This is a genomic window from Martinezella dioscoreae (assembly GCF_009176305.1).
Lineage (GTDB): Bacteria > Pseudomonadota > Alphaproteobacteria > Rhizobiales > Rhizobiaceae > Rhizobium > Rhizobium dioscoreae.
Window position 1 is genome coordinate 161,893 of sequence record NZ_BLAJ01000001.1, and the last position, 24,488, is coordinate 186,380.

Consider the following 24,488-nt stretch of genomic DNA (forward strand, 5'->3'; position numbering starts at 1 on the left):
ATGGCCAGCCAAGCAATGGACCAGGCACTCCAGCAACTGAATGATGCCGTTGCCGCCGTTACGGCCGCCGCAGCACAGGCGCCCGAGGTTGCCAGTGCCGCAGCCGGTGGAGCGATCGATCCTTTCGTCTTTCAACTGGCCATCTTCGTGCTGGCGATCTTCGTCGGCTATTATGTCGTATGGTCGGTGACGCCGGCCCTGCATACGCCGCTGATGGCGGTCACGAACGCCATTTCCTCGGTCATCGTCGTCGGCGCACTGCTGGCCGTGGGCATTTCGGCGAGCGGCCTTGCCACGGGCTTCGGCTTCGTGGCGCTGGTTCTCGTCTCGGTCAATATCGTCGGCGGCTTCCTTGTCACCCAGCGCATGCTGGCGATGTACAAGAAGAAGGACAAGTGAGGGCGGCATGCTGAGCAATATCGCAGCTTTCCTCTATCTCGTCTCCGGCGTTCTGTTCATCCTGGCGCTGCGCGGCCTGTCGCATCCGGCCACCAGCCGGCGCGGCAATCTCTACGGCATGGTCGGCATGGGCATCGCCATCGCCACGACGTTGGTGCTGGCGACGCCATCCTTTGGCGGTTTCGTGCTTATCATTCTCGGCCTTGCCATCGGCGGCGGAGCAGGTGCCTATATAGCGCGCGTCATTCCGATGACGTCGATGCCGCAACTCGTGGCCGGTTTCCATTCGCTGGTCGGTCTTGCGGCTGTCCTCGTCGCCGCTTCGGCGCTCTATACGCCGTCGTCCTTTGGCATCGGTGAGATCGGCCACATCCACACCGAGGCTCGCATCGAGATGGCGATCGGCGCCGCGATCGGCGCGCTGACCTTCACCGGTTCGATTATCGCCTTCCTGAAGCTCGACGGACGCATGTCCGGCAAGCCGATCCTGCTGCCGAACCGCCATATCATCAATGCCGCTTTGCTCGTGCTGATCGCGGTCTCCATCATCAGCCTGGCGGCGAACGAGAGTCATCTCGCCTTCTGGGCCATCGTCGCGCTGTCGTTGCTTCTCGGCGTGCTGCTGATCGTGCCGATCGGCGGTGCCGACATGCCGGTCGTCGTGTCGATGCTGAATTCCTATTCCGGCTGGGCCGCCGCCGGCATCGGCTTCACGCTCGGCAATCTCGCGCTCATCATTACCGGCGCGCTTGTCGGCTCCTCGGGTGCGATCCTGTCCTACATCATGTGCAAGGGCATGAACCGCTCCTTCATTTCGGTCATTCTCGGCGGTTTCGGCGGCGAGACGGCCTCGGGCGGGACCGACAATTCCGACAAGACGGTGAAGCTCGGTTCGGCCGAGGATGCCGCCTATCTGATGGCGAACGCCTCCAAGGTCATCATCGTGCCCGGCTATGGCATGGCGGTGGCACAGGCCCAGCATGCGCTACGCGAAATGGCCGACAGGCTGAAGGCGCATGGTGTCGAGGTGAAATATGCCATTCATCCTGTCGCCGGCCGTATGCCGGGTCACATGAACGTGCTGCTCGCCGAGGCCAATGTGCCCTATGACGAGGTGTTCGAACTCGAGGACATCAATTCGGAATTCGCCCAGGCCGATGTCGCCTATGTCATCGGCGCCAACGACGTCACCAATCCAGCGGCGCGCGATGACAAGACATCGCCGATCTACGGCATGCCGATCCTCGACGTCGACAAGGCGAAAACCTGCCTTTTCGTCAAGCGTTCGCTCGGCTCCGGCTATGCCGGCATCGACAACACGCTGTTCTATAAGGATGGCACGATGATGCTTCTGGGCGACGCCAAGAAGGTAACCGAGGACATCGTCAAGGCGATGAACGAGTAGGCTGCCGCTGCGCCCGCAAGAGCGGTGTTTCCGCTCTCAGTTCCTTTGACGTTCCATCATGCTGCGCGGTGCGGTCAGTATCCAGACGAGGCCAGCCGGGCGGAAATCGACCTCGACGTGACCGCTGAAGGATGCCGCGGCATGGGTTTTCGTGACGGTGGTGCCGAAGCCCGTGTCGCTCGGCGGCTTGACCGGCGGACCGCCGCTTTCGGTCCAGACGAAGCGAATCTTGGTGCCGGTTTCAGCGGCTTCGTTCGTCCATTCGATGGTGATCTTGCCCTCCGGCGCGGAAAGCGCGCCATATTTGACCGAATTGGTGGCAAGCTCGTGCAGGACCAGGCCGAGATTCTGCACCGCTTCCGGCTTCAGCAGGAAGTCATTGCCGAGAACGTCGAGTTGCTGAGGTCCCTGCAGGAAAGTCGCGAGGTGGATGTCGATCACGCGGCGAAGCGACACGCCGGACCATTGTTCGCTGGTCAGCACCTCGATCGAGCGCGCCAAGCCTTCGAGCCGGTCGGCGACAGCTCGCTGGAAAGTATCGACGCTATCAGTCTGCCGCGCGAGCTGACGCGTCATTGCCTGCGCGAGCGCCAGCAGATTCTTGGTGCGATGGACGAGCTCGTGCATGACGAAATGCAGCCGGTCCTCGGTGACGCTGCGGTCGAAGGAGGCGTTGGAAAGCGCGACAGCCACCTGGTTTGCCTCAATGACGCTCGTGTCGATCGGTGCCACGATCTCGCCGCGGCCCATGCGGTCCGCCATGTCGGCAATATCCTGTATGGTGGTGCGCACCTGACGTGCCAAGGCATAGACGGCAATCAGCGCAACCAGTAGCAGCGTCACACCGCCATAGATCAGAAAGCGCCAGGTGCTCATCAGCGAAGCCTGCGCGGAAGCGATCGGACCCCAGACGACGGCCTTCCAGGACCAGCCTGAGATTTGCGCATAACCGAGCACCGCGTTCGGCAGGACCTTGTCATCCTGATAGACGCCGCTGGATGCGATCAGCTTCGGCAGGATGTTCTTATTGAATGCGTCGCCCGGGGCGAGGGTCGTCGGGCCACCGGCGGCAACGACATGTCCGGATTTGTCCAGAACGGCGGCAGACCAGCCGGGTGGCAAGGCTTCCGTCGTCACGAGCTTGGCGAGCTCGTCGGCATCCTGTGTTACGGCCAAAGCGGCGCCGGCCGGCGAATGTTCGAGGGGCAGGGTGACGTTATAGACCCAGCGGCGGGCGGTCGAGCCTATGAAGACATCGGATGCCTCGATGCGGCCGGAGTTCAGTGCCGATTGAAGCGCGGCGATGTTGCCGGTCTTGCCGAGTGGCTTGCCGAGCGGCCAGCGGGTATTCAGTCGGAGCTGGCCGTCCTTTTCCATAAGCAGCACGAAAAGCGAATCCGTGCGCAATACCGTTTCCGTGCGGGCGAAGAAGGTGGCGATGTCGTTGCGCTCAAGTTCCGGCGAGGAAGACAGAAGGCGCAGCGTCGTCGCCATGTCCTGCAATTGGCGATCGATGACGCGCGAAAGCGCCTGAGCATCCTGAACCGTGTCGCCCTTCAAAGCATCGCGTTCATTATCCTCGAGTTGGACCAGAAGCAGCGCGACGAAGGCGAGAATAGGCAAGGCGATCGCCAGGGCTATGGCGATCAGATAGGCACCAATCGACGCTTTCGGAAAATGCGGCTTCCTCATGGAGCGATCAACCGATCGTGCCTCCATGAGGGTCCGACGCGCTGGCAAACGCGAAGAGAATGATATTGGTCATCATGCCAAGCGCCCCCGTGCCCAGATCATCGAGCTACATGCTCCTGAAGCGCCATGTTAGGGCTCGGTAATTTTCCTTGCAACATCTGAAAAGTCATTATTGCGAAATCCTAAGCGATCTCGGGTATTTACGACTGTGGCAATGCATCCCTGAAGTTGCGCTGGCAGGTCTTGTGTCCGAGCTAGGTAAAGCGTGAGAGACGGAAGGATGCAAGCTCGGGAGCTTCGCCACCATCGACGATTTCCTGCGCGGCGAGCAGGCCGACGAGCGGCGCCAGCGTGACGCCGGAGTGGAGAACTGCGAGGTAGAGGCCAGGTGCCGCGCCGACACCACCCAGAACCGGAAGGCCGTCTTTCGGTGTCGGGCGATAGCCGATGGTGTAGAAATCAAGCTCCAGGGCCTCGCCGCCTTTCAATGTCGTTTTGACCCTGGCGAAAAGATCGTCGGCTGCCGCTTGTGGATCTCTGCCGGGATCGGTGCCGCCGAAGTCGCCGCCGGCGATGATTCGCCCCTCTGCCGTCTGGCGCAAATGCAGTTCCGGCGCCATCACCAGACCATTCAGCATTTTCTGCACGGGGCGGGAATGGACGATAAGCCCTGGAGGCGTTTCCAGCGGCACGAGAACATCCGCCGAGGCCGCAAGTGCTGGCGTGCCCGCACCGGCGGCCAGAACGACATGATCGGCCTGCATCGGCCCTTCACTCGTTTCGATGCCGACAACCTGCTCTCCCTCTCTGAGCAGGCCTGCGACCTCGACGCCGGATAACAGGCTCGCGCCCTGACGGCGAGCGTCCTCCAGCAGCAGCTTGGTGGCGGCAACAGGTTCGACGGCGCCTTCCTCGGCAACATGCAGGGCATAGTCTGGCGGATTGGCGAGGTTCGGTTCGATCATTGCGCTCGTCGCTCGGTTGACCGGCTGTATGCCATAACCCCAGCCATGATGTTGTGCCGCATAGGCATCGAGCTCTGCTTCCGGCAGATCCCAGGAGAGGCCGCCGCACCAGGACAAGGGAAGATCCGGCAGGTTGTCTTGTAGCCGCGACCATTCGGCCATCGATCGGCGACGGACCTGGAAATAGAATTCCGGATTGCCCCAGCTCGCATTGATCCAGGCAAAGGAGTTCGGAGTTGCGACGCCGCCGGTCTTCTGAGCGACCACCGTCACGGATGCGCCCTTGCGACTCAGATGCCAGGCGATGGAGGCACCGATGATTCCGGCGCCGACGACGATGACTTTTTGTGGGGAGGGCATGTCTTTGTCTCGCTTGAACGGGTGAGCCGAGACTAAGCGTTCGACAAGGCAAAGAAAAGCCGCCGAGCGGATGGTCGCTGGCGGCTGAATGTCTTTACTGCAATATGCTCCGTATCAGGAGCCGGCGCCGACGCGAGCCAGGCCATCTCTAGCAGGCTGGTAGTTCGGATCGAGATTGACCGCGTGCTGATAGGAGCGGCGGGCTTTCGCCTTGTCGCCCTTGCGCTCATAGACGAAGGCCTGGTTTGCCCAGGATTCGGCAAGCTTGTTGTTCAGCTCGATCGCATGGTTGAAATCGGCAAAAGCGTTGTCGTCGTCGTTCTGTGCGAGATAGGAGATGCCGCGGCTGTTGTAAGGCTCTGGCGAGTTCGGCGACAGCGAGATCGCCTTGGAGAAATCGTCGATCGCCTTATCCTGCTGATTGCGCTTCTGGTAGATCACGCCGCGGCCATTATAGGCGCGGCCGTCCGTGGTGCCGAGGCTGATGGCCTTCGAATAGTCATTGAAGGCATCGTTGTCGCGGCCGGCCTGGCGGTAGAGATTGCCGCGGCCGATATAGGCGACATCGTAATTGCCGTTGATCTGCAGCGCCGCGTTATAGTCCGCAACTGCTTCCGGCAGCTTGCCCATGTTGCGATAGATGAGCGCGCGGTTGGCATAGGCCTGATAGAACTTCGGATTGAGCTGGATCGCCTGATTGAAGTCGGCAAGGGCGCGGCTGAAATCACCGCCGCGGCCATAGGCCGTGCCACGCACATTGTAGCCTTCCGGATCCTGCGGATTGGCATTGATGACCGACGTCAGTGAGGCGATATTTTCGGACGAACCTTGCGCCTTGTCGATCTGGATCACGTTATCTGTGGTGGCAGTCTGGCAGCCGGAAAGGCTGATTGCGGCAAGTATCGCCAAGGCAGGCAGAGCCGCGGCGCGCTTCGAAACAAATAAGGAGAGGTTCGAAGTGCGGAACTTTACGGAAGTCGTCATTGCCATTATCGGGTTCGCTTTCCCCATGCGTCATATCAGGCTGTTCTGATTTAATCCGATTTGCGTAGAGAATAAATCAAAAAGGCGGCGGCGAACGACTCGCCCCCGCCACACATGCATCTGAAAACGTCGAAAAAACGGCGATTACTTGGCAACAAGGCCTTCGCGCTGAGCGCGCTTGCGAGCAAGCTTGCGAACGCGACGAACAGCTTCAGCCTTCTCGCGAGCACGCTTCTGCGACGGCTTTTCATAGTAGTCGCGCATCTTCATTTCGCGGAAAATACCTTCGCGCTGCATCTTCTTCTTGAGAGCGCGGAGAGCCTGGTCGACATTGTTATCGCGGACAAGTACCTGCACGAGAATCACGTTCCTTTGGTTTGGTTGATGCCAGCGGCGACGGCAGCGCCAGGAGGCAAAAATATAACGTTCGCGCAGCCGCAGCCTTGCGATTGGTTAGGCGAGATAGCAGATCGGTTTGTCAAAGTCTAGCCAGATCGTGAGTTTGCAGAGGAAAAAGCTAGTTGTCGAGTACCGAATTCAGCCGGCCGCGTTTGTGACGCTTCATCGAAGCTGTTGATTAAGCCATCGGCCGACCCCGATCTTTGCGACATTGACATGCTTATGTGAGTATGTCGGATCACAGTCATTCGTGTGCTGCGGCGATTGCATCATCGGAAGCAACCGTTCGGAGCAAGGGGGAATCACCTTATGAAATCGCTCGGCTTTGCTGTCGTCGGAAGGCTGTTTGTGCCAACCATACTGGCGCTCATTGTTCTTGCTGGGGCGCTCGCGCCTGTCGCCGCCGGCGAAGTCCGCTTTGGCAAGAATGTGCGGGTCGGCGGCCACGACTTTTCCAATCAGACCTTTGACAACAAGCACCGGGCGAGAATTTACCTTTACAAGGGAAAGCCGCGGAATGAGGGATGTATCTGGCGCAAGGATAGCCACGGCGCGCGGGTGAAGATCTGCCATCTGCAGCGCAAATAGATCTGCCAAGCAGTCATGGGCAGGCCACTCGGCTGATTGGCAATTTTAACCGTGTCGAAAGACGGTCCTGAATGCGTCGCAAAAGAGCCGTTGTGTCGGTTTTCGATTTGCGATTTGTATGACCCACAAAAAGGGCGTCTTGCCTGAAGGAGTTGAGGGCGAATGCGTAAATACTCGGTTTTTGCCGTGGCACGGGAAGCGATGCGGGCTCACAAGGGTTGGGAGGCGCAATGGACCTCGCCAGAGCCGCGCAAGGAGTATGACGTCATCATCGTCGGCGCTGGCGGTCATGGCCTGGGTGCGGCCTACTATCTCGCCAAGGAGCACGGCATCACCAATGTCGCCGTCATCGAGAAGGGCTGGCTCGGCGGCGGCAATACCGGCCGCAACACGACCATCATCCGCTCGAACTATCTCTATGAAGAGAGCATGCACATCTACGAGCATTCGATGAAGCTCTGGGAGGGGCTGTCTCAGGATCTCAATTATAATGTCATGTATTCGCCGCGCGGCGTGATGATGCTGTCGCATAATGTGCATGACCAGCAGTCCTTCAAGCGGCATATCCACGCCAACCGTCTCTATGGCATCGACAATGAGTGGCTGACGCCGGAACAGGCCAAGGCTTATTGTCCGCCGCTCGATATTTCGAAGACGGCGCGCTATCCGATCAACGGCGCCGCCCTGCAGCGCCGCGGCGGCACGGCCCGCCACGATGCGGTGGCGTGGGGATATGCCCGCGCTGCTTCCGATCGCGGCGTGCACATCATCCAGAATTGCGAAGTGACCGGCATTCGCCGCGGGCCGGATGGCCGCGTGACGGGTGTCGATACCACCAAGGGCTTCATCGGCGCCAAGAAGATCGGCGTTTCCGCAGCCGGCCACACCACCGTCGTCATGCAGATGGCCGGCGTGCGCGTGCCGCTGCAATCGAGCCCGCTGCAGGCGCTTGTTTCCGAGCCGCTGAAGCCGATCTTCCCCTGTGTCGTCATGTCAAACACGGTGCATGCCTATATCTCGCAGTCCGACAAGGGTGAGCTCGTCATCGGCGCGGGCACGGACCAGTACAATTCCTATAGCCAGACCGGCGGGTTGCAGATCATCACCCATACGCTCGATGCGATCTGCGAGCTCTTCCCGATGTTCCGTCGTGTGAAGATGATGCGTTCCTGGGGCGGCATCGTCGACAATACGCCGGACCGTTCGGCGATCCAGTCGAAGACGCCAGTTCCCGGGCTCTATGTCAATTGCGGCTGGGGTACGGGCGGCTTCAAGGCGACACCGGGTTCGGCCAATCTGTTTGCGCATCTCATCGCACGCGACGAGCCGCATAAGTTCAATGCCGGCCTGACGCTGGATCGCTTCCGCACCGGTCGCCTGATCGATGAGGCGGCAGCCGCCGCCGTGGCGCACTGATGCCGGCGGTGGTCGGGATCGTTCTTGCGGCAGCACTTTCCCTGCCGGTCGGAGCGATCGCGACCGAAGTCAGCGACCTTATTCCGGGAGCCAAGGATTTTCGCATGCAGGTGATCCGCAAGGCAAAGGACGAAGCTGACTGGCCCTTCGTGGCCGAAAGCGGAATGTTGCTCTGCGCCAAGGTGCTGAGCGAGCCAACGGTCTATTTCGTGCCGGACCCGACGCCCGAGGCGGCCAGGGCGTTTGTAATCGATACCGACCTGCTGGGCATGAGCCTGGTCAATCTTGGGATGACCAATGTGCTGAGACCCTATAGATCGCTGGAGGCGCTGCTGAAGCGCATAACACCTTTCGTCACGATGGGACGGCGGCTCTGCGCCCAGCCGCCCGGCACAAGCCTTACGGGCTCCGAGCTTTAACACAGGTAGAAAACGATGCTGCTGATTTACTGCCCCTATTGCGAGGAAGAGCGTTCGGAACTCGAATTCCGCAACGCCGGCGACGCGCATATCGCGCGGCCGGCCAATATTGCCGGGATTTCGGATGAGGAGTTCGAGGAATATTTCTTCCTGCGCGACAATCCGAAGGGCCTGATCTTCGAGCGCTGGCGGCACATTCATGGTTGCGGTCGCTTCTTCAATGCGGCGCGCGATACCGTGAGCGATCACTTCTACCGAACCTACAAGGCCGGCGAGCCGAAGCCCGACCCTGCGACGCTCAAGCCTGGCGCTTCCGAGCCGGCAGCGCAGCAACAGAACGAACAAGAACAGACGGCACAAACAGAGGGATTCGTTGAATGAGCGGCGCCAATCGTATCGCGGGCAAGGGACGTCTGACGCCCGCCAGAACCGCTCGCTTCACTTTTGACGGCAAGACCTATACCGCGCTCGAAGGCGATACCGTCGCCTCTGCGCTGCTTGCCAATGGCGTCCATCTTGTCGGCCGGTCCTTCAAGTACCACCGTCCGCGCGGCATTCTTTCGGCCGGAGCCGAAGAGCCGAACGCGCTGCTCGACATTTCCCGCGATGCGGCACGGCGTCAGCCGAACGTGCGCGCCAGCGTGCAGGAAGTCTTCGACGGCATGAAGGCGCAGTCGCAGAACCGCTGGCCGTCGCTCGCCTTCGATATCGGCGGCGTCAACAATCTGATGTCGCCCTTCTTTGCCGCCGGCTTCTACTACAAGACCTTCATGTGGCCGAAGGCGGCCTGGAAGCATATTTACGAGCCCTTCATCCGCCGTGCCGCTGGTCTCGGTGTTGCGCCGACGGAAGAAGATCCGGATCACTATGCCAGCCGCTATGCGCATTGCGACGTGCTCGTCATCGGTGCCGGCGTTGCAGGTCTTTCCGCTGCACTCGCCGCGGCCGAAACCGGCGCCAAGGTCATCCTCTGTGACGAGCAGCCGGAGGTCGGCGGCGCGCTCCGCTTCGACACTGGCATCAAGATCGACGGTGTAGAAGGCTACGAGTGGGCGCAGGTGACCTTCGCCAAGCTCAAGGCGATGCCGAATGTTCAGGTGCTGACCCGCACGACCGCCTTCGGCTATTACAACCACAATTTCTTCGGCCTCGCTGAACGGGTGACCGACCATCTGGCGAAGCCAGGCCGTAACCTGCCGCGCGAGCGCCTGTGGCAGGTCCGCGCCAAGCGCGCCATCCTGGCAACGGGCGCCATCGAACGTCATATGGTATTCCCGAACAACGACCGTCCGGGCATCATGCTCGCTTCGGCCGCGCGCGCCTATCTCAATCACTACGGCGTCGCCGTTGGGGCGAAGATCGGCGTCTATACGGCGCATGACTCGGCCTATGAGGCCGCTTTCGATCTCAAGCGCGCCGGCGTGTCCGTCGTTGCCATCGTCGATAGCCGCGCGCGGCCGGGCGAGGCTGTGTTGGCCGAGGCAAAACGGCTGGGCATCGAGGTGATGACCGACTATGCCGTCGTCGATACCTCAGGCAAGCTGCGCGTCTCTTCCATGACCGTCTCGCGCAACGGCAGCTTGGCGACCCGCAAGATCCCGGTGGATGCCCTGCTGGTTTCGGCCGGGTGGACGCCTTCAGTTCATCTCTTTTCGCAATCGCGCGGCAAGCTGAAATTCGATGCCGAGAAGCAGCGTTTCCTGCCGGGCACCTATGTTCAGGATTGCCTTTCGGTCGGTGCCTGCAACGGCACGGACGGGCTGCAGGCTGCTATCGAGGAATCATTGGCCGCCGGTGAGCTGATGGCACGCGCGACCGGCAGCACCAATGGCGACGAGAAGATCCAGCTTCACGCCGAACAGGCTTTCGAATGGACCGGCGGCATGATCGGTGCGGCTGAAGGCGCCGGGCCGGACACGAATGCGAAGGCTTTCGTCGATTTCCAGCACGATGTCTGCGCCAAGGATATTCGTCTCGCCGTGCGCGAAGGCATGCATTCCATCGAGCACATCAAGCGCTTCACCACCAACGGCATGGCCTCCGATCAGGGCAAGCTTTCCAACATGCACGGGCTGGCGATCGCCGCCGAAATGCTCGGCAAGGATATTCCGCAGGTCGGCCTTACCACCTTCCGCGCGCCCTATACGCCGGTGACTTACGGCACGCTCATCAGTCATTCGCGTGGGGCTCTCTTCGATCCCGCTCGCAAGACGCCGATGCATGCCTGGGAAGAGGCGCACGGCGCGATCTTCGAAGATGTCGGCAACTGGAAGCGCGCCTGGTTCTATCCGCGCGCCGGCGAGACCATGCACCAAGCCGTCAATCGCGAGTGCCGCACGGCGCGCGAAGTGGCTGGCGTGTTCGATGCGTCGACACTCGGCAAGATCGAGGTGGTCGGGCCGGACGCGGCTGAGTTCCTGAACCTGATCTACACCAATGCCTGGGATACGTTGAAGCCCGGCCGCTGCCGCTACGGCATCATGACCCGCGAGGACGGCTTCGTCTATGACGACGGCGTCGTCGGGCGTCTGGCCGAGGATCGCTTCCACGTGACCACCACAACCGGCGGTGCGCCGCGCGTGCTGCATCATATGGAAGACTATCTGCAGACCGAGTTCCCGCATCTGAAGGTGTGGCTGACCTCCACCACCGAGCAATGGGCCGTCATCGCCGTGCAAGGTCCGAAGGCACGCGAGATCATCGAGCCGCTCGTCGAAGGACAGGATCTCTCCAACGAGGCCTTCCCGCATATGAGTGTCGCCGAGTGCAAGGTTTGTGGCGTGCCGGCGCGGCTGTTCCGCGTCTCCTTCACCGGCGAAATCGGCTATGAAATCAACGTGCCGGCCGATTACGGCCAGTCGGTATGGGAAGCTGTCTGGGCGCGCGCCGAACCGCTGGGTGCCTGCGCCTACGGCACCGAGACCATGCACGTGCTGCGCGCCGAGAAGGGCTACATCATCGTCGGCCAGGATACTGACGGCACTGTCACGCCCGACGATGCCGGCCTTGCCTGGGCCGTTTCCAAGAAGAAGACCGATTTCGTCGGCATTCGCGGCCTGAAGCGGCCGGATCTCGTCAAGGAAGGGCGCAAGCAGCTCGTTGGTCTCATTACCCGCGATCCGAAGGTGGTGCTGGAGGAGGGCGCACAGATCGTCGCCGATCCGAATGAGCAGAAGCCGATGACCATGCTCGGCCATGTTACTTCGGCCTACTGGTCGGAAAATCTCGGCCGCTCCATCGCCTTCGCGCTGGTTGCCGGCGGGCGTGAGCGCATGGGCAAGACGCTCTATGTGCCGATGCCCGATAAGACGATATCAGTCGAGGTGACGGATCTGGTGTTCTTTGACAAGGAAGGAGGCCGGATCAATGGCTGATCTCGCTACCCGCAAACTGCCGCTCTTTGGTCGCCACGGCGGTTCCTCGACCGTTCGGCTGACGCCTGCTGCTCCCGCAAGCCGCATTTCTCTGCGCGCGCCTGCCGATTCCGTCGGCGGTCTTTCGCAAGTGCTCGGCCTTCAGCTGCCGACGCGACCAAAGACCTCGGCCAGCAATAATGGTCGTCATGCCCTCTGGCTTGGCCCGGACGAGTGGCTTGTCATTGATGAAAACGGGGCCGAACTGGTCGGCGTGGCTGGATCGTCTGGCGTGTTGCACTCGGCGACCGATGTCTCGCATCGCAATACAGCCATCATCGTGTCCGGCCCCGGCGCGGAAGCGACGCTTGCCGCCGGTTGCCCGCAGGATGTTTCGCTGAGCGCGTTCCCCGTCGGCGCCTGCTCGCGCACGCTGCTCGGCAAGGCGGAGGTGGTGATCCTGCGGCTCGACGACGAGACATTCCGTGTCGAAGTCTGGCGTTCCTTCTCCGATTATGCTTTCGGCCTTCTGGCCGAAGGTGCGGAGGATGCGAGCCTTTAACTCTCTTCCGGTCTGTCCTTGGGGTCGAACTGCGATATGGTCGTCCATGTCGCAGTCAGCGCCGGCTTGCGTTCGTTTTCGATCTCGACCGTCACGTCATAGGTCAGCATCAGCATATTGGCGCCGCGCAGCCGGGTTTCGGCGAGCGTGAAACGGCCACGGACCCGCGCGTCGCATTTGACCGGCGACATGAGACGGATCTTCTCGAAGCCGTAATTAATGCCCATGGTCTGTTCGCGGATTTTCGGCAGGGCGCTGTAGTTCATCGCTGAAAGCAGCGAGAGCGTCAGGAAGCCGTGAGCGATGGTGCCGCCATAGGGTGTTTCCGCCTTGGCGCGTTCGGGATCGACGTGGATGAACTGGTGATCGAGCGTCGCATCGGCAAAGGTGTCGATCATCGTCTGGTCGACGGCAATCCAGTCGGAAACGCCGATTTCCGTTCCCGCAAGCTTCATGATCTCAACAAGCGAAATTTCGCCGGGCATGCCATCCTCGTCAGTCTGTGTTGTCAAAGCCCTTTCTGGCGAATCGAGACTGAAAGTGCAACCGCGATCAGTCTTCGAGAAGGAAGGCGACAGAGCGGGCGGGAATGGCGATCTGCTCTCCGGCTGGCGTTTCGCCTGCTGTCGTCAACACAGACCAGCCGCCGCTCTCGGAAGCCGGCAATGTAACGGCGCGTTCGTCTGCGGCGCGATTGAAGATTATGGCGAGTCGCGTCGATCGATGCGTCGCGCGATCCGCTGTTTCCAGCGCCATGCCAAGCACGGCCGCTCCTGGCGCCTCCCAATCCGGCACCGTCATTGGCGTCCCTGCGCCTGAAAACCAAAGCACGTCACCATCACCCCGGAAGAAATTCATGTCGCCAAAGGCGGTGAAGCGGCGGCGCAGGCCGGCGAGCCAGGCAGTATGGCCGATCAGTTCCTCGTCCAGCGTCTTCCAGTCCACCCAGGTGATGGCGTTGTCCTGGCAATAGGCATTGTTGTTGCCCTGCTGGCTGCGTCCGCCTTCATCGCCCGCCGTCAGCATGATCGTACCTCGCGTGGCAAAGAGCGTCGACAGCATGGCTTCGATATCGGCGCGGCGCTTGGACTGGATTGCCTGATCGTCCGTTTTTCCCTCGATGCCGTTGTTCCAGGAGAAATTCTCATTGTGGCCATCGCGATTGTTCTCGCCATTGGCCTCATTGTGCTTGTTCTCGTAGGAAACGAGATCCATCAGCGTGAAGCCGTCATGGGCGGCGAGGAAGTTGACGCTGCGCGTCTGCGTCCGTCCGTCACGGCCGAAGATGGACGAGGAGCCGGCAAGAATCGTTGCCAGATCGCCTATGCCGGCATCGCCGCGCCAGAAGCGGCGCAGGTCGTCGCGGGCGCGGTCGTTCCATTCGAGGAAAGGCGCCGGAAAATTCCCGAGTTGATAGCCGCCGGGACCGATGTCCCAGGGTTCAGCGATCATGATGCGATCCTGCAGCACCTCGTCCGCCAGCATGGTGCGCAGCGTCATGCTTTCCGGATCGAAGCCCTTGCCGTTGCGTCCCAGCACGGTGGCGAGATCGAAGCGGAAACCGTCGATCCCGGCATTGCGGACGAAATGGCGCAAGCTGTCGATGATGAGCTTGCGTGTCGGCGGCTGATCACATGCGACAGTGTTTCCCGTGCCGGTATCGTTGACCAGCGTTCCGGGCTGATCCGGCAGGCTGCGGAAATAAGTGGGGTTATCGAGGCCGCGCAGGGATAGCGTCGGGCCTTGACGGTCGCTCTCGCCCGTATGGTTGAAGACGAGATCGAGGATGACGGCGATGCCTTCGGCGTGAAGGGCGGCAACTGTCTCGCGCAACTCCTTCATGCCGCCGGGTACGAGACGCGGGTCGAGCGCCATGAAGGCAACGGGATTGTAGCCCCAGCCATTGGTGAGGCCGAGCGGCGGCAGATGACGTTCGTCGATCCATGCGGTGATCGGCATCAACTCGACGGCGTCGACCTGCAGGCGCTTGAGATGCGCAATGATTGAGGGATGGGCGAGGGCGCCGAGCGTGCCGCGCTGTTTCGCCGGCACATCGGGATGCAGCATGGTGAACGGCTTTACCGCGATTTCGTAGATCAGGCCGCCCGGCTGAAACAAGGGCTTGGCTGGCTTCACCGCGATATCGCGCGAGACGATCGCCTTCGGCATGAGATCCTGCGTATCGGCGCCGTAGACCCCAAGGCGCGGATCGTAGCGAAACGGCCGATCGATCTCCTTGGCATAGGGATCGACAAGCAGCTTGGATGGGTCGAACCATAGGCCGCGATCAGGATCGTAGGTGCCATGGGCGCGCAGGCCGTAGCGCGTGCCTTCCCCCACATCTTTCACAAAGAGGCGGTGTTCATCGCCGTCGCGGGCGAGCGGCAGACGGGCGATTTCCTTGTGGCCCTCGGCGTCGAACAGGCAAAGCTCTATCCGCTCAGCATGCCTAGAATAGACAGCAAATTCGACACCCGAGTCAGTGAGGGTGGCGCCAAGGCAGCGGGTTGTCGGTTCGGACATGTCTCGCGGGCTTTCCATTTTAGGACGTTGGAACGAACGTGATGCAATTTGCCGTCGTTCCCGGATAACCCCCTCATCCGTCTTTCGGCGATTTCGCTGCGCTCAATCACCGAAATCCACCTTCTCCCCGAGGGGAGAAGGTCCTTATGGCACAATCCCCCTCTCCCCTCGGGGAGAGGGCAGGGTGAGGGGGTTCTGCAAAAATTGCCGTCAGGTAATCACCGTCGGTGCATCGCGGCCGGTGCGGCCCTTGATGTCTGCGATATCCTGAGCGGCCGTGATGAGATCGGCCAGTGCTTCCTGGGTCTCGATATTGTGGCGGGTCGAATCGGGCTCGTAACGCTCGATATAGACGCGCAGTGTCGCGCCCGTCGTGCCGGTGCCGGAGAGGCGGAAGACGACGCGCGAGCCGCCCTCGAACATGATGCGGATGCCCTGATGCTGGCTGACCGACTTGTCGACCGGATCGTGATAGGCAAAATCGTCGGCGGCGGAAACCGTGAGGTCGCCGAACTTCGTGCCCGGCAGGGTCGGCAGCTTTTCGCGCAGCGCTGCAATCAGGCCGTTGGCGGCATCGGTATCGACGCCTTCATAGTCGTGGCGGGAATAATAGTTGCGGCCATAGGCGGCCCAATGCTGCGTCACGATATCGATGACGCTCTCGCCGCGTACGGCCAGGATGTTCAGCCAGAGCAGCACGGCCCAAAGGCCATCCTTTTCGCGAACATGGTTGGAGCCGGTGCCGGAGCTTTCCTCGCCGCAGATCGTCGCCATGCCGGCATCGAGCAGGTTGCCGAAGAATTTCCAGCCGGTCGGCGTTTCGTAGATGCCGACACCACGCTTTTCGGCAACACGGTCGGCGGCGCCGCTTGTCGGCATCGAACGGGCGATGCCGGCGATGCCATGCGAGTAGCCTGGAGCGAGGTTGGCGTTGGCTGCCAGGATCGCCAGGCTGTCGGACGGGGTGACGTAGATGCCCTTGCCGATGATGAGATTGCGGTCGCCGTCGCCGTCCGATGCTGCGCCGAAATCGGGCGCATCGTCGCTCATCATGTCGTCGTAGAGCTCCTTGCAGTAGACGAGGTTCGGGTCCGGATGATGGCCGCCGAAATCCGGCAGCGGCAGGAAGTTGCGCACCGATCCATCCGGGGCGCCAAGACGGATTTCAAAGATTTCCTTGGCATAAGGGCCGGTGACGGCGCTCATTGCATCGAAGCAGATGCGGAAGCCTAGGCTGATCAGGTTGCGGATGGCGCCGAAATCGAACAGCTCTTCCATCAGGGCTGCATAATCTTCGACCGGATCGATGACCGAAACGATCATGCCGTCGATATCTTCGCGGCCGATGCGGTCGAGGTTGATATCCGGGAAATCGGCAATCTTGTAGCTTTCGATCACCTTGGAGCGCTCGTAGATAGCGTCGGTAATCTTTTCAGGCGCGGGGCCGCCATTGCCGATGTTGTACTTGATGCCGAAGTCTTCCGTCGGGCCGCCGGGATTGTGGCTGGCCGACAGGATGATACCGCCGAAGGCCTTGTACTTGCGGATGATGTTGGAGGCTGCGGGCGTCGAGAGGATGCCGCCCTTGCCGACCATCACCTTGCCGAAGCCATTCGCGGCGGCCATCTTGATGGCCTTCTGGATGACTTCGCGATTGTAGTAGCGGCCATCGCCGCCGATGACCAGGCACTTGCCCTGATAGCCTTCGAGCGAATCAAAAATCGACTGGATGAAGTTTTCCGCGTAGTTCGGCTGCTGGAATACCGGAACCTTCTTTCGCAGGCCCGAAGTACCTGGTTTCTGGTCCGCGAAGGGGGTGGTGGGTATTGTTTTAATCATCGGGTTAAGCGCCTCTCGAGACTAGACTGGAGTAGAGAGCGGCGTAGCGTTCTGCGCTCCGGCCCCAGGATACGTCGGATTTCATGCCCTGCTTTTGCATCTGCGTCCAGACCTTTCGATCCGGGAAAAGATGCATGGCACGGCGCACGGCCTGCAAAAGCCCCTCCGCGGTGATGGGCGAAAATTGAATGCCGGTCGCGACTTTTGCCTGCAGCGCGGCATGGTTGGCGTCGATAATCGTATCGTTCAGCCCGCCCGTTCGCGCAACGATGGGTAAGCAGCCATAGCGTAAGCCATAAAGCTGTGTGAGGCCACAGGGTTCGAAGCGCGAGGGAATGATAATCGCGTCGCAGCCGGCCTGCATCAGATGCGACATGGGTTCGTTGTAGCCGGCCGAAACACCGACGCGACCGCGATGACGGCCGGCTGCGGCAAAAAGCGCGCCCTCCAGCGCCGCATCACCTGCGCCGAGAATTGCGAGCTTGCCGCCCAAGTGGACGATCTCGCTGGCAACTTCAGCCAGAATATCCATGCCCTTCTGCCAGGTGAGGCGGCTGACGACGCAGAAGATCGGACCGTCATCGTCGTCGAGGCCGAAATGCTCGACGACCCGATGGCGGTTGACGGCGCGATCCTTCAGCGTCGCCGCGCTATAGGTCTGCGCGATCATCGGATCGGTCGCAGGGTTCCAGATGTCATCGTCGATGCCGTTGACGATGCCGTAGAGATTGTAGGCCCTGCTGGCGATGACGCCTTCGAGGCCCATGCCGAATTCCGGCGTCAGGATTTCTTCCGCATAGGATGGGCTGACGGTGGTCAGGGCATGTGCCGTCTGCAGCCCGCCTTTCAGGAAGCCGACATCGCCATAATATTCGATGCCTTCCATGGAGAAAGCGTGGGCCGGCAGGCGCAGGCCGGGGAAGATGTCGGCGCCGAACTGGCCCTGGAACGCGATGTTGTGGATGGTCAGCACGCTCGGCAGCTCCGGCGTCGGATAGTAGCGCATGTAGACCGGCACCAAGGCCGACTGCCAGTCATGCGCATGCACGAGATCCGGCCGCCAGCCGGGCAGGAGGCCGGCGGCAATTTCCGCACCGGCGAGCGACAGCGCGGCGAAACGACGCCAGTTGTCGGGGTAATCCTTGCCCGTCGCATCCACATAGGGGCCGCCGGTGCGGCTGTAATAGGCCGGCGCATCGAGCACGAGGAAGGAAATTCCCGCGTGCTCGACCTCGAGAATGGTGGCAGCCTCGCCAAGGAGATCCGGAAGCTCCAGACGGGCAACCGGATCGCGGATGGCTTTCATGACCGCAGGGTAGCCCGGGATGAGAGTCTTGGTTTCAACGCCATAGGGCTTCAGTGCAATAGGCAGGGCGCCGGCCACATCGGCAAGGCCCCCTGTCTTGATCAGGGGGAAGACTTCGGACGAAACCGAGAGAACCTTCATAGGTTACAAATCCAGCTTGTCGATCATCGATTGGGTGATAAGGCAGATGCCGCTTTCCGTGCGGCGGAAACGCTTGGCATCGAGTTCCGGATCCTCACCGACTATCAGACCTTCGGGAATGGTGACGCCATGGTCGATGACGACATTCTTCAGCTGCGCGCGGCGGCCGATCTTGACACTCGGCAGCACGACGGCACCTTCCAGCTTGGAGTAGGAATTGGCGCGGACACCGGTGAAGAGCAGGCTGTTGTAGAGGCTCGCGCCGGAAATGATGCAATCGCCGGCAATGACGGAGGAGATGGCGGAGCCGCGGCGATCTTCGTCGTCATGAACGAATTTGGCCGGCGGCGTGATTTCGGCATAGGTCCAGATCGGCCAGGATTTGTCGTAGATGTCGAGCTCCGGCACCACAGCGGTCAGGTCGATATTGGCCTGCCAATAGGCGTCTACCGTTCCGACGTCCCGCCAATAGGCCTCGCGCTCGAAATCGGAGCGAACGCAGGATTGCGTGAAGCGGTGAGCGATGGCTTTGCCGTTCTTGACGATATGGGGAATGATGTCCTTGCCGAAGTCGCGGCTGGAATTCGGGTCGGCCGCATCGCGCTTCAGGCATTCGATCAGGAATTTCGTGTGGAAGACGTAGATGCCCATCGAGGCGAGCGCGAAATCCGGATTGCCGGGGATGCCTGGCGGATCGGCCGGCTTCTCGACGAAGTCGATGATCTGATCCTTGTCGTCGACGTGCATGACGCCAAAGCCGACAGCTTCCATACGCGGCACTTCCAGGCAGCCGATGGTGACATCAGCGCCGGAATCGACATGTTGCTGCAGCATCCATTCATAGTCCATCTTGTAGATGTGGTCGCCGGCGAGGATGACCATGTATTCCGGACCATAGGGCTCGATGATGTCGATGTTCTGATAGACGGCGTCCGCGGTGCCCTCGTACCACTGCGTTTCGGAAACGCGCTGCGAGGCCGGCAGGATATCGAAGCTTTCGTTTCGTTCGGGACGAAAGAAGTTCCAGCCGCGCTGCATGTGGCGGATCAGCGAATGGGCCTTGTATTGCGTCGCGACGCCGATGCGGCGGATGCCGGAATTGAGCGCGTTTGACAGCGCGAAATCGATGATCCGGGTCTTGCCGCCGAAATAGACGGCTGGCTTGGCACGGCGGTCGGTCAGTTCTTTCAGGCGGCTGCCGCGGCCCCCGGCAAGAACGTAGGCCATGGCATCGCGCGCCAGCGGCTGGAAACGTTTTTCTACCATTTTATTCCTCCCTGTCCGTAGTGATCTCAGAATTCCGGTTCGAGCATGATGGTCGCCAGCGGAGGCAGCGTTATGATCGCATGTACGCCTCCGCCTGCATTGACGGCCTGGACACGCCCGCCATTCCCCTTGCCGCTGCCGCCGTAGATGTCGGCATCGGTATTCAATATCTCGCGCCACCGCCCCTCAGCCGGCAGACGCAAAGTGTAATTCTCTCGATAGATTGGCGTGAAATTGGTGATGACGGCAACCGGCTTTTCGCCCGGCGCCTTGCGGAGCCATGCAAAGACCGAGTTTTCGAAATCGTCGACAACAAGCCATTCGAAACCCTCGCCCTCGCAGTCGCGGGCGTGGAGTGCCGGCTTGCTGCGATAGGTGAAATTGAGATCGCGAACGAGGCGGCGCATGCCTTCATGCATGCGGTACTGCAGCAGATTCCAGTCCAGGGCACGCTCCTCGCTCCATTCGCTCCATTGTGCGAATTCCTGGCCCATGAACAGCAGCTTCTTGCCGGGATAGCCCCACATGAAGGCATAATAGGCACGCAGATTGGCGAATTTCTGCCAGTCGTCGCCGGACATCTTGGCGATCAGTGATCCCTTGCCGTGGACGACTTCATCATGCGAGAGCGGCAGGACGAAGTTTTCCGAGAAGGCGTAGATCAGGCCGAAGGTCAGCTCGTTGTGGTGATATTTGCGGTGCACGGGCTCGCGGGCGAGATAGCTCAGCGTGTCGTGCATGAAGCCCATGTTCCACTTGAAGCCGAAGCCGAGGCCGCCTTCATGAACCGGCTGGGATACTTTTGGCCAGGAGGTCGATTCCTCTGCGATGGTCATGACACCGGGATGCGCACCATAGATCCGGGTATTCACCGACTGCAGGAAGCGGACGGCTTCGAGATTTTCGTTGCCGCCATATTCGTTTGGGATCCATTCGCCATGCTTGCGGGAATAGTCGAGGTAGAGCATGGAGGCGACGGCATCCACGCGCAAACCGTCCAGGTGGTATTTTTCTGCCCAGTAGAGCGCGTTGTTCAGCAGATAGGCGAGAACCTCGGTGCGGCCGAAATTGTAGATCGCCGTGTTCCAGTCGGGGTGAAAACCCTTGCGCGGGTCCTCATGCTCGTAGAGGGCGGTTCCATCGAACCAGCGCAGGCCATGTTCGTCCGTCGGGAAATGCGCCGGCACCCAGTCGAGGATAACGCCGATGCCGACCTTGTGGCAGCCGTTGACGAAACGGGCAAATCCTTCCGGTTCGCCAAAGCGGGCCGTTGGGGCGTAAAGACCCGTGGTCTGATAACCCCAGGATGGATCGTAGGGGTGTTCGGTGATCGGCAGGAATTCGATATGGGTGAAGCCCATGTCGACGCAATAGGGGATGAGGCGCGAGGCAAGCTCGTCCCACGACAGCATCGAACCGTCGTCGCGGCGCTGCCAGGAGCCGGCATGTACCTCGTAGATGGAGATCGGCTGGCGGCGCTGGTCGACGCTTGCCCAATGTTCGCGATGCGCCGAATCGTCCCAGACCTGAAGCAGTTCGTTGGCGGTGACCGAAGCCGTCTTCGGACGCAGCTCGCTGCGTCGGGCAAAGGGATCGGCCTTCAGCGGCAGCAAGACGCCATCATGGCCACGGATCTCAAACTTGTAGGCGACCCCGGCTGGCACATCCGGGGCGAATATCTCCCAGATGCCGCTGTCGGCACGGAAACGCATGACGTGCCGGCGGCCATCCCAATTGTTGAAATCGCCGACGACGGAAACGCGCTGCGCATTTGGCGCCCACACAGCGAAATGAAAGCCCTGCACGCCCTCGTGCTTCAGGGGATGGGCGCCCATCTTGTCGAACAGGCGCAGATGCGTGCCCTGGCGGGCAAAATAATCGTCCATCGGCCCGAGAACTGGACCGAAGCTATAGGGATCGGTTACCGCCCATTCTGCATCGCCGCGCCGTGCGCGATAGCGGACCGGTTGCTGCTTGGCGAGCTTGACGTCGCCGGAAAAGAAGCCTGCCGGATCGAGGCATGCGAGCTCGCCGATGACGGAACCGTCGAGTGCCGTGGCGGTGACGGTTTCCGCGCCAAGGATGAAACAGCGGGCCACATAGCCGTCATCCGTCTTGTGAACGCCGAGAACGGCGAACGGATCGGAATGGGTGCCTGCGAGAATTGCAGCAATATCCTCTGCCGAAATATCGCTCGAGCTCGTGGCGTCAGCGGTTTTTTTCGGCTTTTTCATCCGGCTCTCCAGATTTCCTTGGCGTATTGACGGATCGTCCGGTCGGAGGAGAACCAGCCCATGCGAGCGGTATTGTTGATTGTCTTTGCGTACCACTCCGACGGGTTGGCCCAGAGAATATCGACTTCGCGCTGTGCCGAGGCGTAGGCGTCGAAATCGGCAGCGACCATGAACCAGTCGTGGCTATAGATGCCGTCGATCAGGCTGGCGTAGCGGTTGCGATCGTCGGGAGAGAAGACGCCGGAGGCAATGGCCGAAAGTGCTTGAGCCAATTCGCGCGAGCGCTCGATAATGGCGCGCGGATTGTGACCGTCGCTGCGCAGGTTCGCGACCTCGTCGGCCCGCAGTCCGAAGATGACGATATTGTCCTCGCCGACATTGTCGCGCATTTCGACATTGGCGCCGTCAAGCGTGCCGATGGTCAACGCGCCGTTGAGGCCGAATTTCATGTTGCCGGTGCCGGAGGCTTCCATGCCGGCGGTCGAAATCTGCTCCGAAAGGTCGGCGGCCGGAACCATGACTTCTGCCAGCGAGACGTTGTAGTTCGGCACGAAGACGACCTTCAGGAGGCCGCGTACGGACGGATCGTTGTTGATGACGCGGGCGACGTCGTTGATCAGCTTGATGATGAGCTTCGCGTTGTGATAGCTCGGCGCCGCCTTGCCGGCAAAGAGCTTGACGCGCGGCTGCCAGTCAAGTTCCGGATGCGAGCGGATCTGGTCGTAAAGTGCCACTGCCTCAATGACGTTCAGGAGCTGGCGCTTGTATTCATGGATGCGCTTGATCTGGATATCGAACATCGCGTTCGGATCGAGCTTGATGCCCATGCGGCTGGCGACGAGGTTGGAGAGCTGCACCTTGTTGGCACGCTTGACGGCGGCGAACTTCTCCTGGAAGGCGCTGTCGTGGGCGAACTGATCCAGCGGCTTCAGCTGTTCCGCATCGTCGAGGAAGGCGTCGCCGATAGTTTCGCGTACGAGATTGGTCAGCCCGGGATTGCATTGCATCAGCCAGCGCCGCGGTGTGATGCCGTTCGTCTTATTGTTGATGCGATCGGGATAGAGCTTGTGCAGGTCGGCGAAGACCGTGACCTTCATCAAGTCGGTATGAAGCGCGGAAACGCCGTTGATCGAATGCGAGCCGACGAAGGCGAGATTGCCCATGCGCACGCGGCGATCACCATTCTCGTCGATCAGCGAGATCGAGCGGATTTCGGTGTCGCTGAAATTGCGCAGCTTGCGCGCTTCCACCAGAACCTTGGCGTTGATGGCGTAGACGATCTGCATGTGCCGCGGCAAAAGCCGCTCGAACAGCGGTACGGGCCAGCTTTCGAGCGCTTCCGGCAGCAGGGTGTGGTTGGTGTAGCCAAAGGTGTTTCTGGTGATATCCCAGGCCTTGTCGAAATCGAAGCCGTGGACATCGATCAGCAGGCGCATCATTTCCGTGACGGAGACGGCCGGATGCGTGTCATTCAGCTGGATCGCAACCTTGTCGGCGAGATTGGTCAGGTCGTCATATTGCTGCAGGTGGCGGCGCAGGATGTCCTGCAGCGAGGCCGACGAGAAGAAGAATTCCTGGCGCAGGCGCAGTTCCTGACCGGCCGGCGTCGCATCGGCGGGATAGAGAACGCGGGTCAGGCTTTCGGCCTTGTTGCTTTCGCGTAGCGCGCCGATGTGGTCGCCGGCGTTGAAGGCATCAAGCAGGATCGGGTCGATCGGTTGCGCCGACCAGAGGCGTAGCGTGTTGACGCGCTTGCCGCGCCAGCCGACGACGGGCGTGTCGAATGCCGTGGCGATGACGCGCTCGGCCGGCTTCCAGACGTAACGCGGCTGATCGTCGTGACCGCCGATGGTCTCGACAGCACCGCCGAAGCCGATTTCATAGGAGCTTTCCTGGCGTTCGAATTCCCATGGGTTGCCGTGCGCCAGCCAGGTTTCGGGCAATTCCACTTGCCAGCCATCGGCCATCTGCTGACGGAAGAGACCATGCACGTAACGAATGCCATAGCCATAGGCCGGCACATCGACGGTTGCCATGGATTCCATGAAGCAGGCGGCAAGACGGCCAAGGCCGCCATTGCCGAGAGCTGCGTCGGGCTCAAGGCCGGCGATGACACGAATATCGACGCCCAGCGAAGCGAGAGCGTTGGTGATTTCCTCCATCAGGCCCAGATTGGAGATAGCGTCGCGCATCAGGCGGCCGATGAGGAATTCGAGAGACAGATAGTAAACGCGCTTGGCACCCGTCTGATAGGCTTTTCGGGTGGATTCGATCCATTTGTCGATGACGCGGTCGCGGATGACAAGGATCGTTGCCGTCAGCCAGTCGTGCGGCTTGGCGACCTTCGCATCCTTGCCGATGCGGTACGTCAAGCGCTCGATGATTTCTTCGGCAAGGATTTCGGGGCGGGAACTGCGCGGGGCTGGAACGGGGAGATCGGCCTTCGTCAAGTTATTCATACTATCAACTCTCGCCATTTATGATTTATATTCAGCGTGTTACGCTCAATTAAATCGATTTGCCTTTCCGTGTCACTATCAGTTTACGCACCGATGTAAAGCAGTTGCAACAAGCGAGTTGGGCGGATGCGAAAAATGCCGCCAAAGGTTTGCCATGGATCGGAAAAGACTTGATTCC

General features: G+C 60.8%; 19 protein-coding genes. 8 read left to right on the forward strand and 11 right to left on the reverse strand.

The features are described 5' to 3' along the window. Positions 1-399, forward strand: a complete 399-nt coding sequence (locus GDN47_RS00795; protein WP_113330529.1) for an NAD(P) transhydrogenase subunit alpha part 2 — start codon at positions 1-3, stop codon at positions 397-399. Between the two features lie 10 nt (positions 400-409). Continuing rightward, complete coding sequence (locus tag GDN47_RS00800) at positions 410-1,804, forward strand: NAD(P)(+) transhydrogenase (Re/Si-specific) subunit beta (RefSeq protein ID WP_145632765.1); 1,395 nt, start codon at positions 410-412, stop codon at positions 1,802-1,804. 36 nt (positions 1,805-1,840) lie between these two features. On the opposite strand, the gene GDN47_RS00805 is transcribed toward GDN47_RS00800, so the two are convergent. From GDN47_RS00805 to rpsU, 4 genes are all read right to left on the reverse strand, one after another. Beyond that, positions 1,841-3,496: a sensor histidine kinase gene (locus GDN47_RS00805; protein ID WP_113354958.1), complete on the reverse strand. Its 1,656-nt coding sequence runs from the start codon at positions 3,494-3,496 to the stop codon at positions 1,841-1,843. A gap of 254 nt (positions 3,497-3,750) precedes the next feature. Then, positions 3,751-4,821, reverse strand: coding sequence for an NAD(P)/FAD-dependent oxidoreductase (locus GDN47_RS00810; RefSeq protein ID WP_145631874.1), 1,071 nt, complete (start codon positions 4,819-4,821; stop codon positions 3,751-3,753). Between the two features lie 114 nt (positions 4,822-4,935). Continuing rightward, on the reverse strand, positions 4,936-5,811 hold the full coding sequence (locus GDN47_RS00815) for a tetratricopeptide repeat protein (protein WP_113354963.1): 876 nt from the start codon (positions 5,809-5,811) through the stop codon (positions 4,936-4,938). A gap of 138 nt (positions 5,812-5,949) precedes the next feature. Then, complete coding sequence (rpsU, locus tag GDN47_RS00820) at positions 5,950-6,162, reverse strand: 30S ribosomal protein S21 (RefSeq protein ID WP_004117638.1); 213 nt, start codon at positions 6,160-6,162, stop codon at positions 5,950-5,952. A 351-nt stretch (positions 6,163-6,513) separates the two neighbouring features. Here rpsU and GDN47_RS00825 point away from each other — a divergent pair, with 351 nt between their 5' ends. The 6 genes from GDN47_RS00825 (at position 6,514) to GDN47_RS00850 (ending at position 12,542) form a co-directional block, all read left to right on the forward strand. After that, a complete protein-coding gene (locus tag GDN47_RS00825) occupies positions 6,514-6,792 on the forward strand; it encodes a hypothetical protein (protein ID WP_113330523.1) in 279 nt (92 codons plus the stop codon). Between the two features lie 162 nt (positions 6,793-6,954). Further along, positions 6,955-8,208, forward strand: a complete 1,254-nt coding sequence (locus GDN47_RS00830) for a sarcosine oxidase subunit beta family protein (protein ID WP_113330522.1) — start codon at positions 6,955-6,957, stop codon at positions 8,206-8,208. Next, the gene (locus tag GDN47_RS00835; RefSeq protein WP_152092504.1) at positions 8,208-8,627 is read left to right on the forward strand and encodes a hypothetical protein; all 420 of its coding nucleotides are present in this window, start codon (positions 8,208-8,210) and stop codon (positions 8,625-8,627) included. The genes GDN47_RS00830 and GDN47_RS00835 overlap by 1 nt, the downstream gene beginning before the upstream one ends. A 15-nt stretch (positions 8,628-8,642) precedes the next feature. Beyond that, on the forward strand, positions 8,643-9,008 hold the full coding sequence (locus GDN47_RS00840) for a sarcosine oxidase subunit delta (protein WP_152092505.1): 366 nt from the start codon (positions 8,643-8,645) through the stop codon (positions 9,006-9,008). Continuing rightward, the gene (locus GDN47_RS00845; RefSeq protein ID WP_152092506.1) at positions 9,005-12,001 is read left to right on the forward strand and encodes a sarcosine oxidase subunit alpha; all 2,997 of its coding nucleotides are present in this window, start codon (positions 9,005-9,007) and stop codon (positions 11,999-12,001) included. The genes GDN47_RS00840 and GDN47_RS00845 overlap by 4 nt, the downstream gene beginning before the upstream one ends. Continuing rightward, positions 11,994-12,542: a sarcosine oxidase subunit gamma gene (locus GDN47_RS00850; RefSeq protein WP_152092507.1), complete on the forward strand. Its 549-nt coding sequence runs from the start codon at positions 11,994-11,996 to the stop codon at positions 12,540-12,542. Before GDN47_RS00845 ends, GDN47_RS00850 begins: the two co-directional genes overlap by 8 nt. Here the strand turns inward: GDN47_RS00850 and GDN47_RS00855 are convergent. The 7 genes from GDN47_RS00855 to GDN47_RS00885 form a co-directional block, all read right to left on the reverse strand. Further along, the gene (locus tag GDN47_RS00855) at positions 12,539-13,027 is read right to left on the reverse strand and encodes a MaoC family dehydratase (RefSeq protein WP_113354973.1); all 489 of its coding nucleotides are present in this window, start codon (positions 13,025-13,027) and stop codon (positions 12,539-12,541) included. The genes GDN47_RS00850 and GDN47_RS00855 overlap by 4 nt on opposite strands. Before the next feature lie 67 nt (positions 13,028-13,094). After that, entirely contained in the window at positions 13,095-15,065 is a 1,971-nt protein-coding gene (gene glgX, locus GDN47_RS00860) for a glycogen debranching protein GlgX (RefSeq protein WP_152092508.1), read from the reverse strand. A gap of 210 nt (positions 15,066-15,275) precedes the next feature. Beyond that, complete coding sequence (locus GDN47_RS00865; RefSeq protein WP_152092509.1) at positions 15,276-16,904, reverse strand: alpha-D-glucose phosphate-specific phosphoglucomutase; 1,629 nt, start codon at positions 16,902-16,904, stop codon at positions 15,276-15,278. Between the two features lie 4 nt (positions 16,905-16,908). Continuing rightward, positions 16,909-18,351 carry a glycogen synthase GlgA gene (gene glgA, locus GDN47_RS00870; RefSeq protein WP_145316028.1) on the reverse strand — a complete coding sequence of 481 codons (1,443 nt, stop codon included), beginning with the start codon at positions 18,349-18,351 and terminating at the stop codon, positions 16,909-16,911. 3 nt (positions 18,352-18,354) lie between these two features. Further along, positions 18,355-19,617 (reverse strand): glucose-1-phosphate adenylyltransferase, encoded by a 1,263-nt coding sequence (gene glgC / locus GDN47_RS00875; protein ID WP_113330514.1) that lies wholly within the window; start codon positions 19,615-19,617, stop codon positions 18,355-18,357. Between the two features lie 26 nt (positions 19,618-19,643). Next, the gene (gene glgB / locus GDN47_RS00880; protein WP_152092510.1) at positions 19,644-21,851 is read right to left on the reverse strand and encodes a 1,4-alpha-glucan branching protein GlgB; all 2,208 of its coding nucleotides are present in this window, start codon (positions 21,849-21,851) and stop codon (positions 19,644-19,646) included. Beyond that, positions 21,848-24,310 (reverse strand): glycogen/starch/alpha-glucan phosphorylase, encoded by a 2,463-nt coding sequence (locus tag GDN47_RS00885; RefSeq protein WP_152092511.1) that lies wholly within the window; start codon positions 24,308-24,310, stop codon positions 21,848-21,850. Before GDN47_RS00885 ends, glgB begins: the two co-directional genes overlap by 4 nt. Between the last annotated feature and the right edge of the window lie 178 nt (positions 24,311-24,488).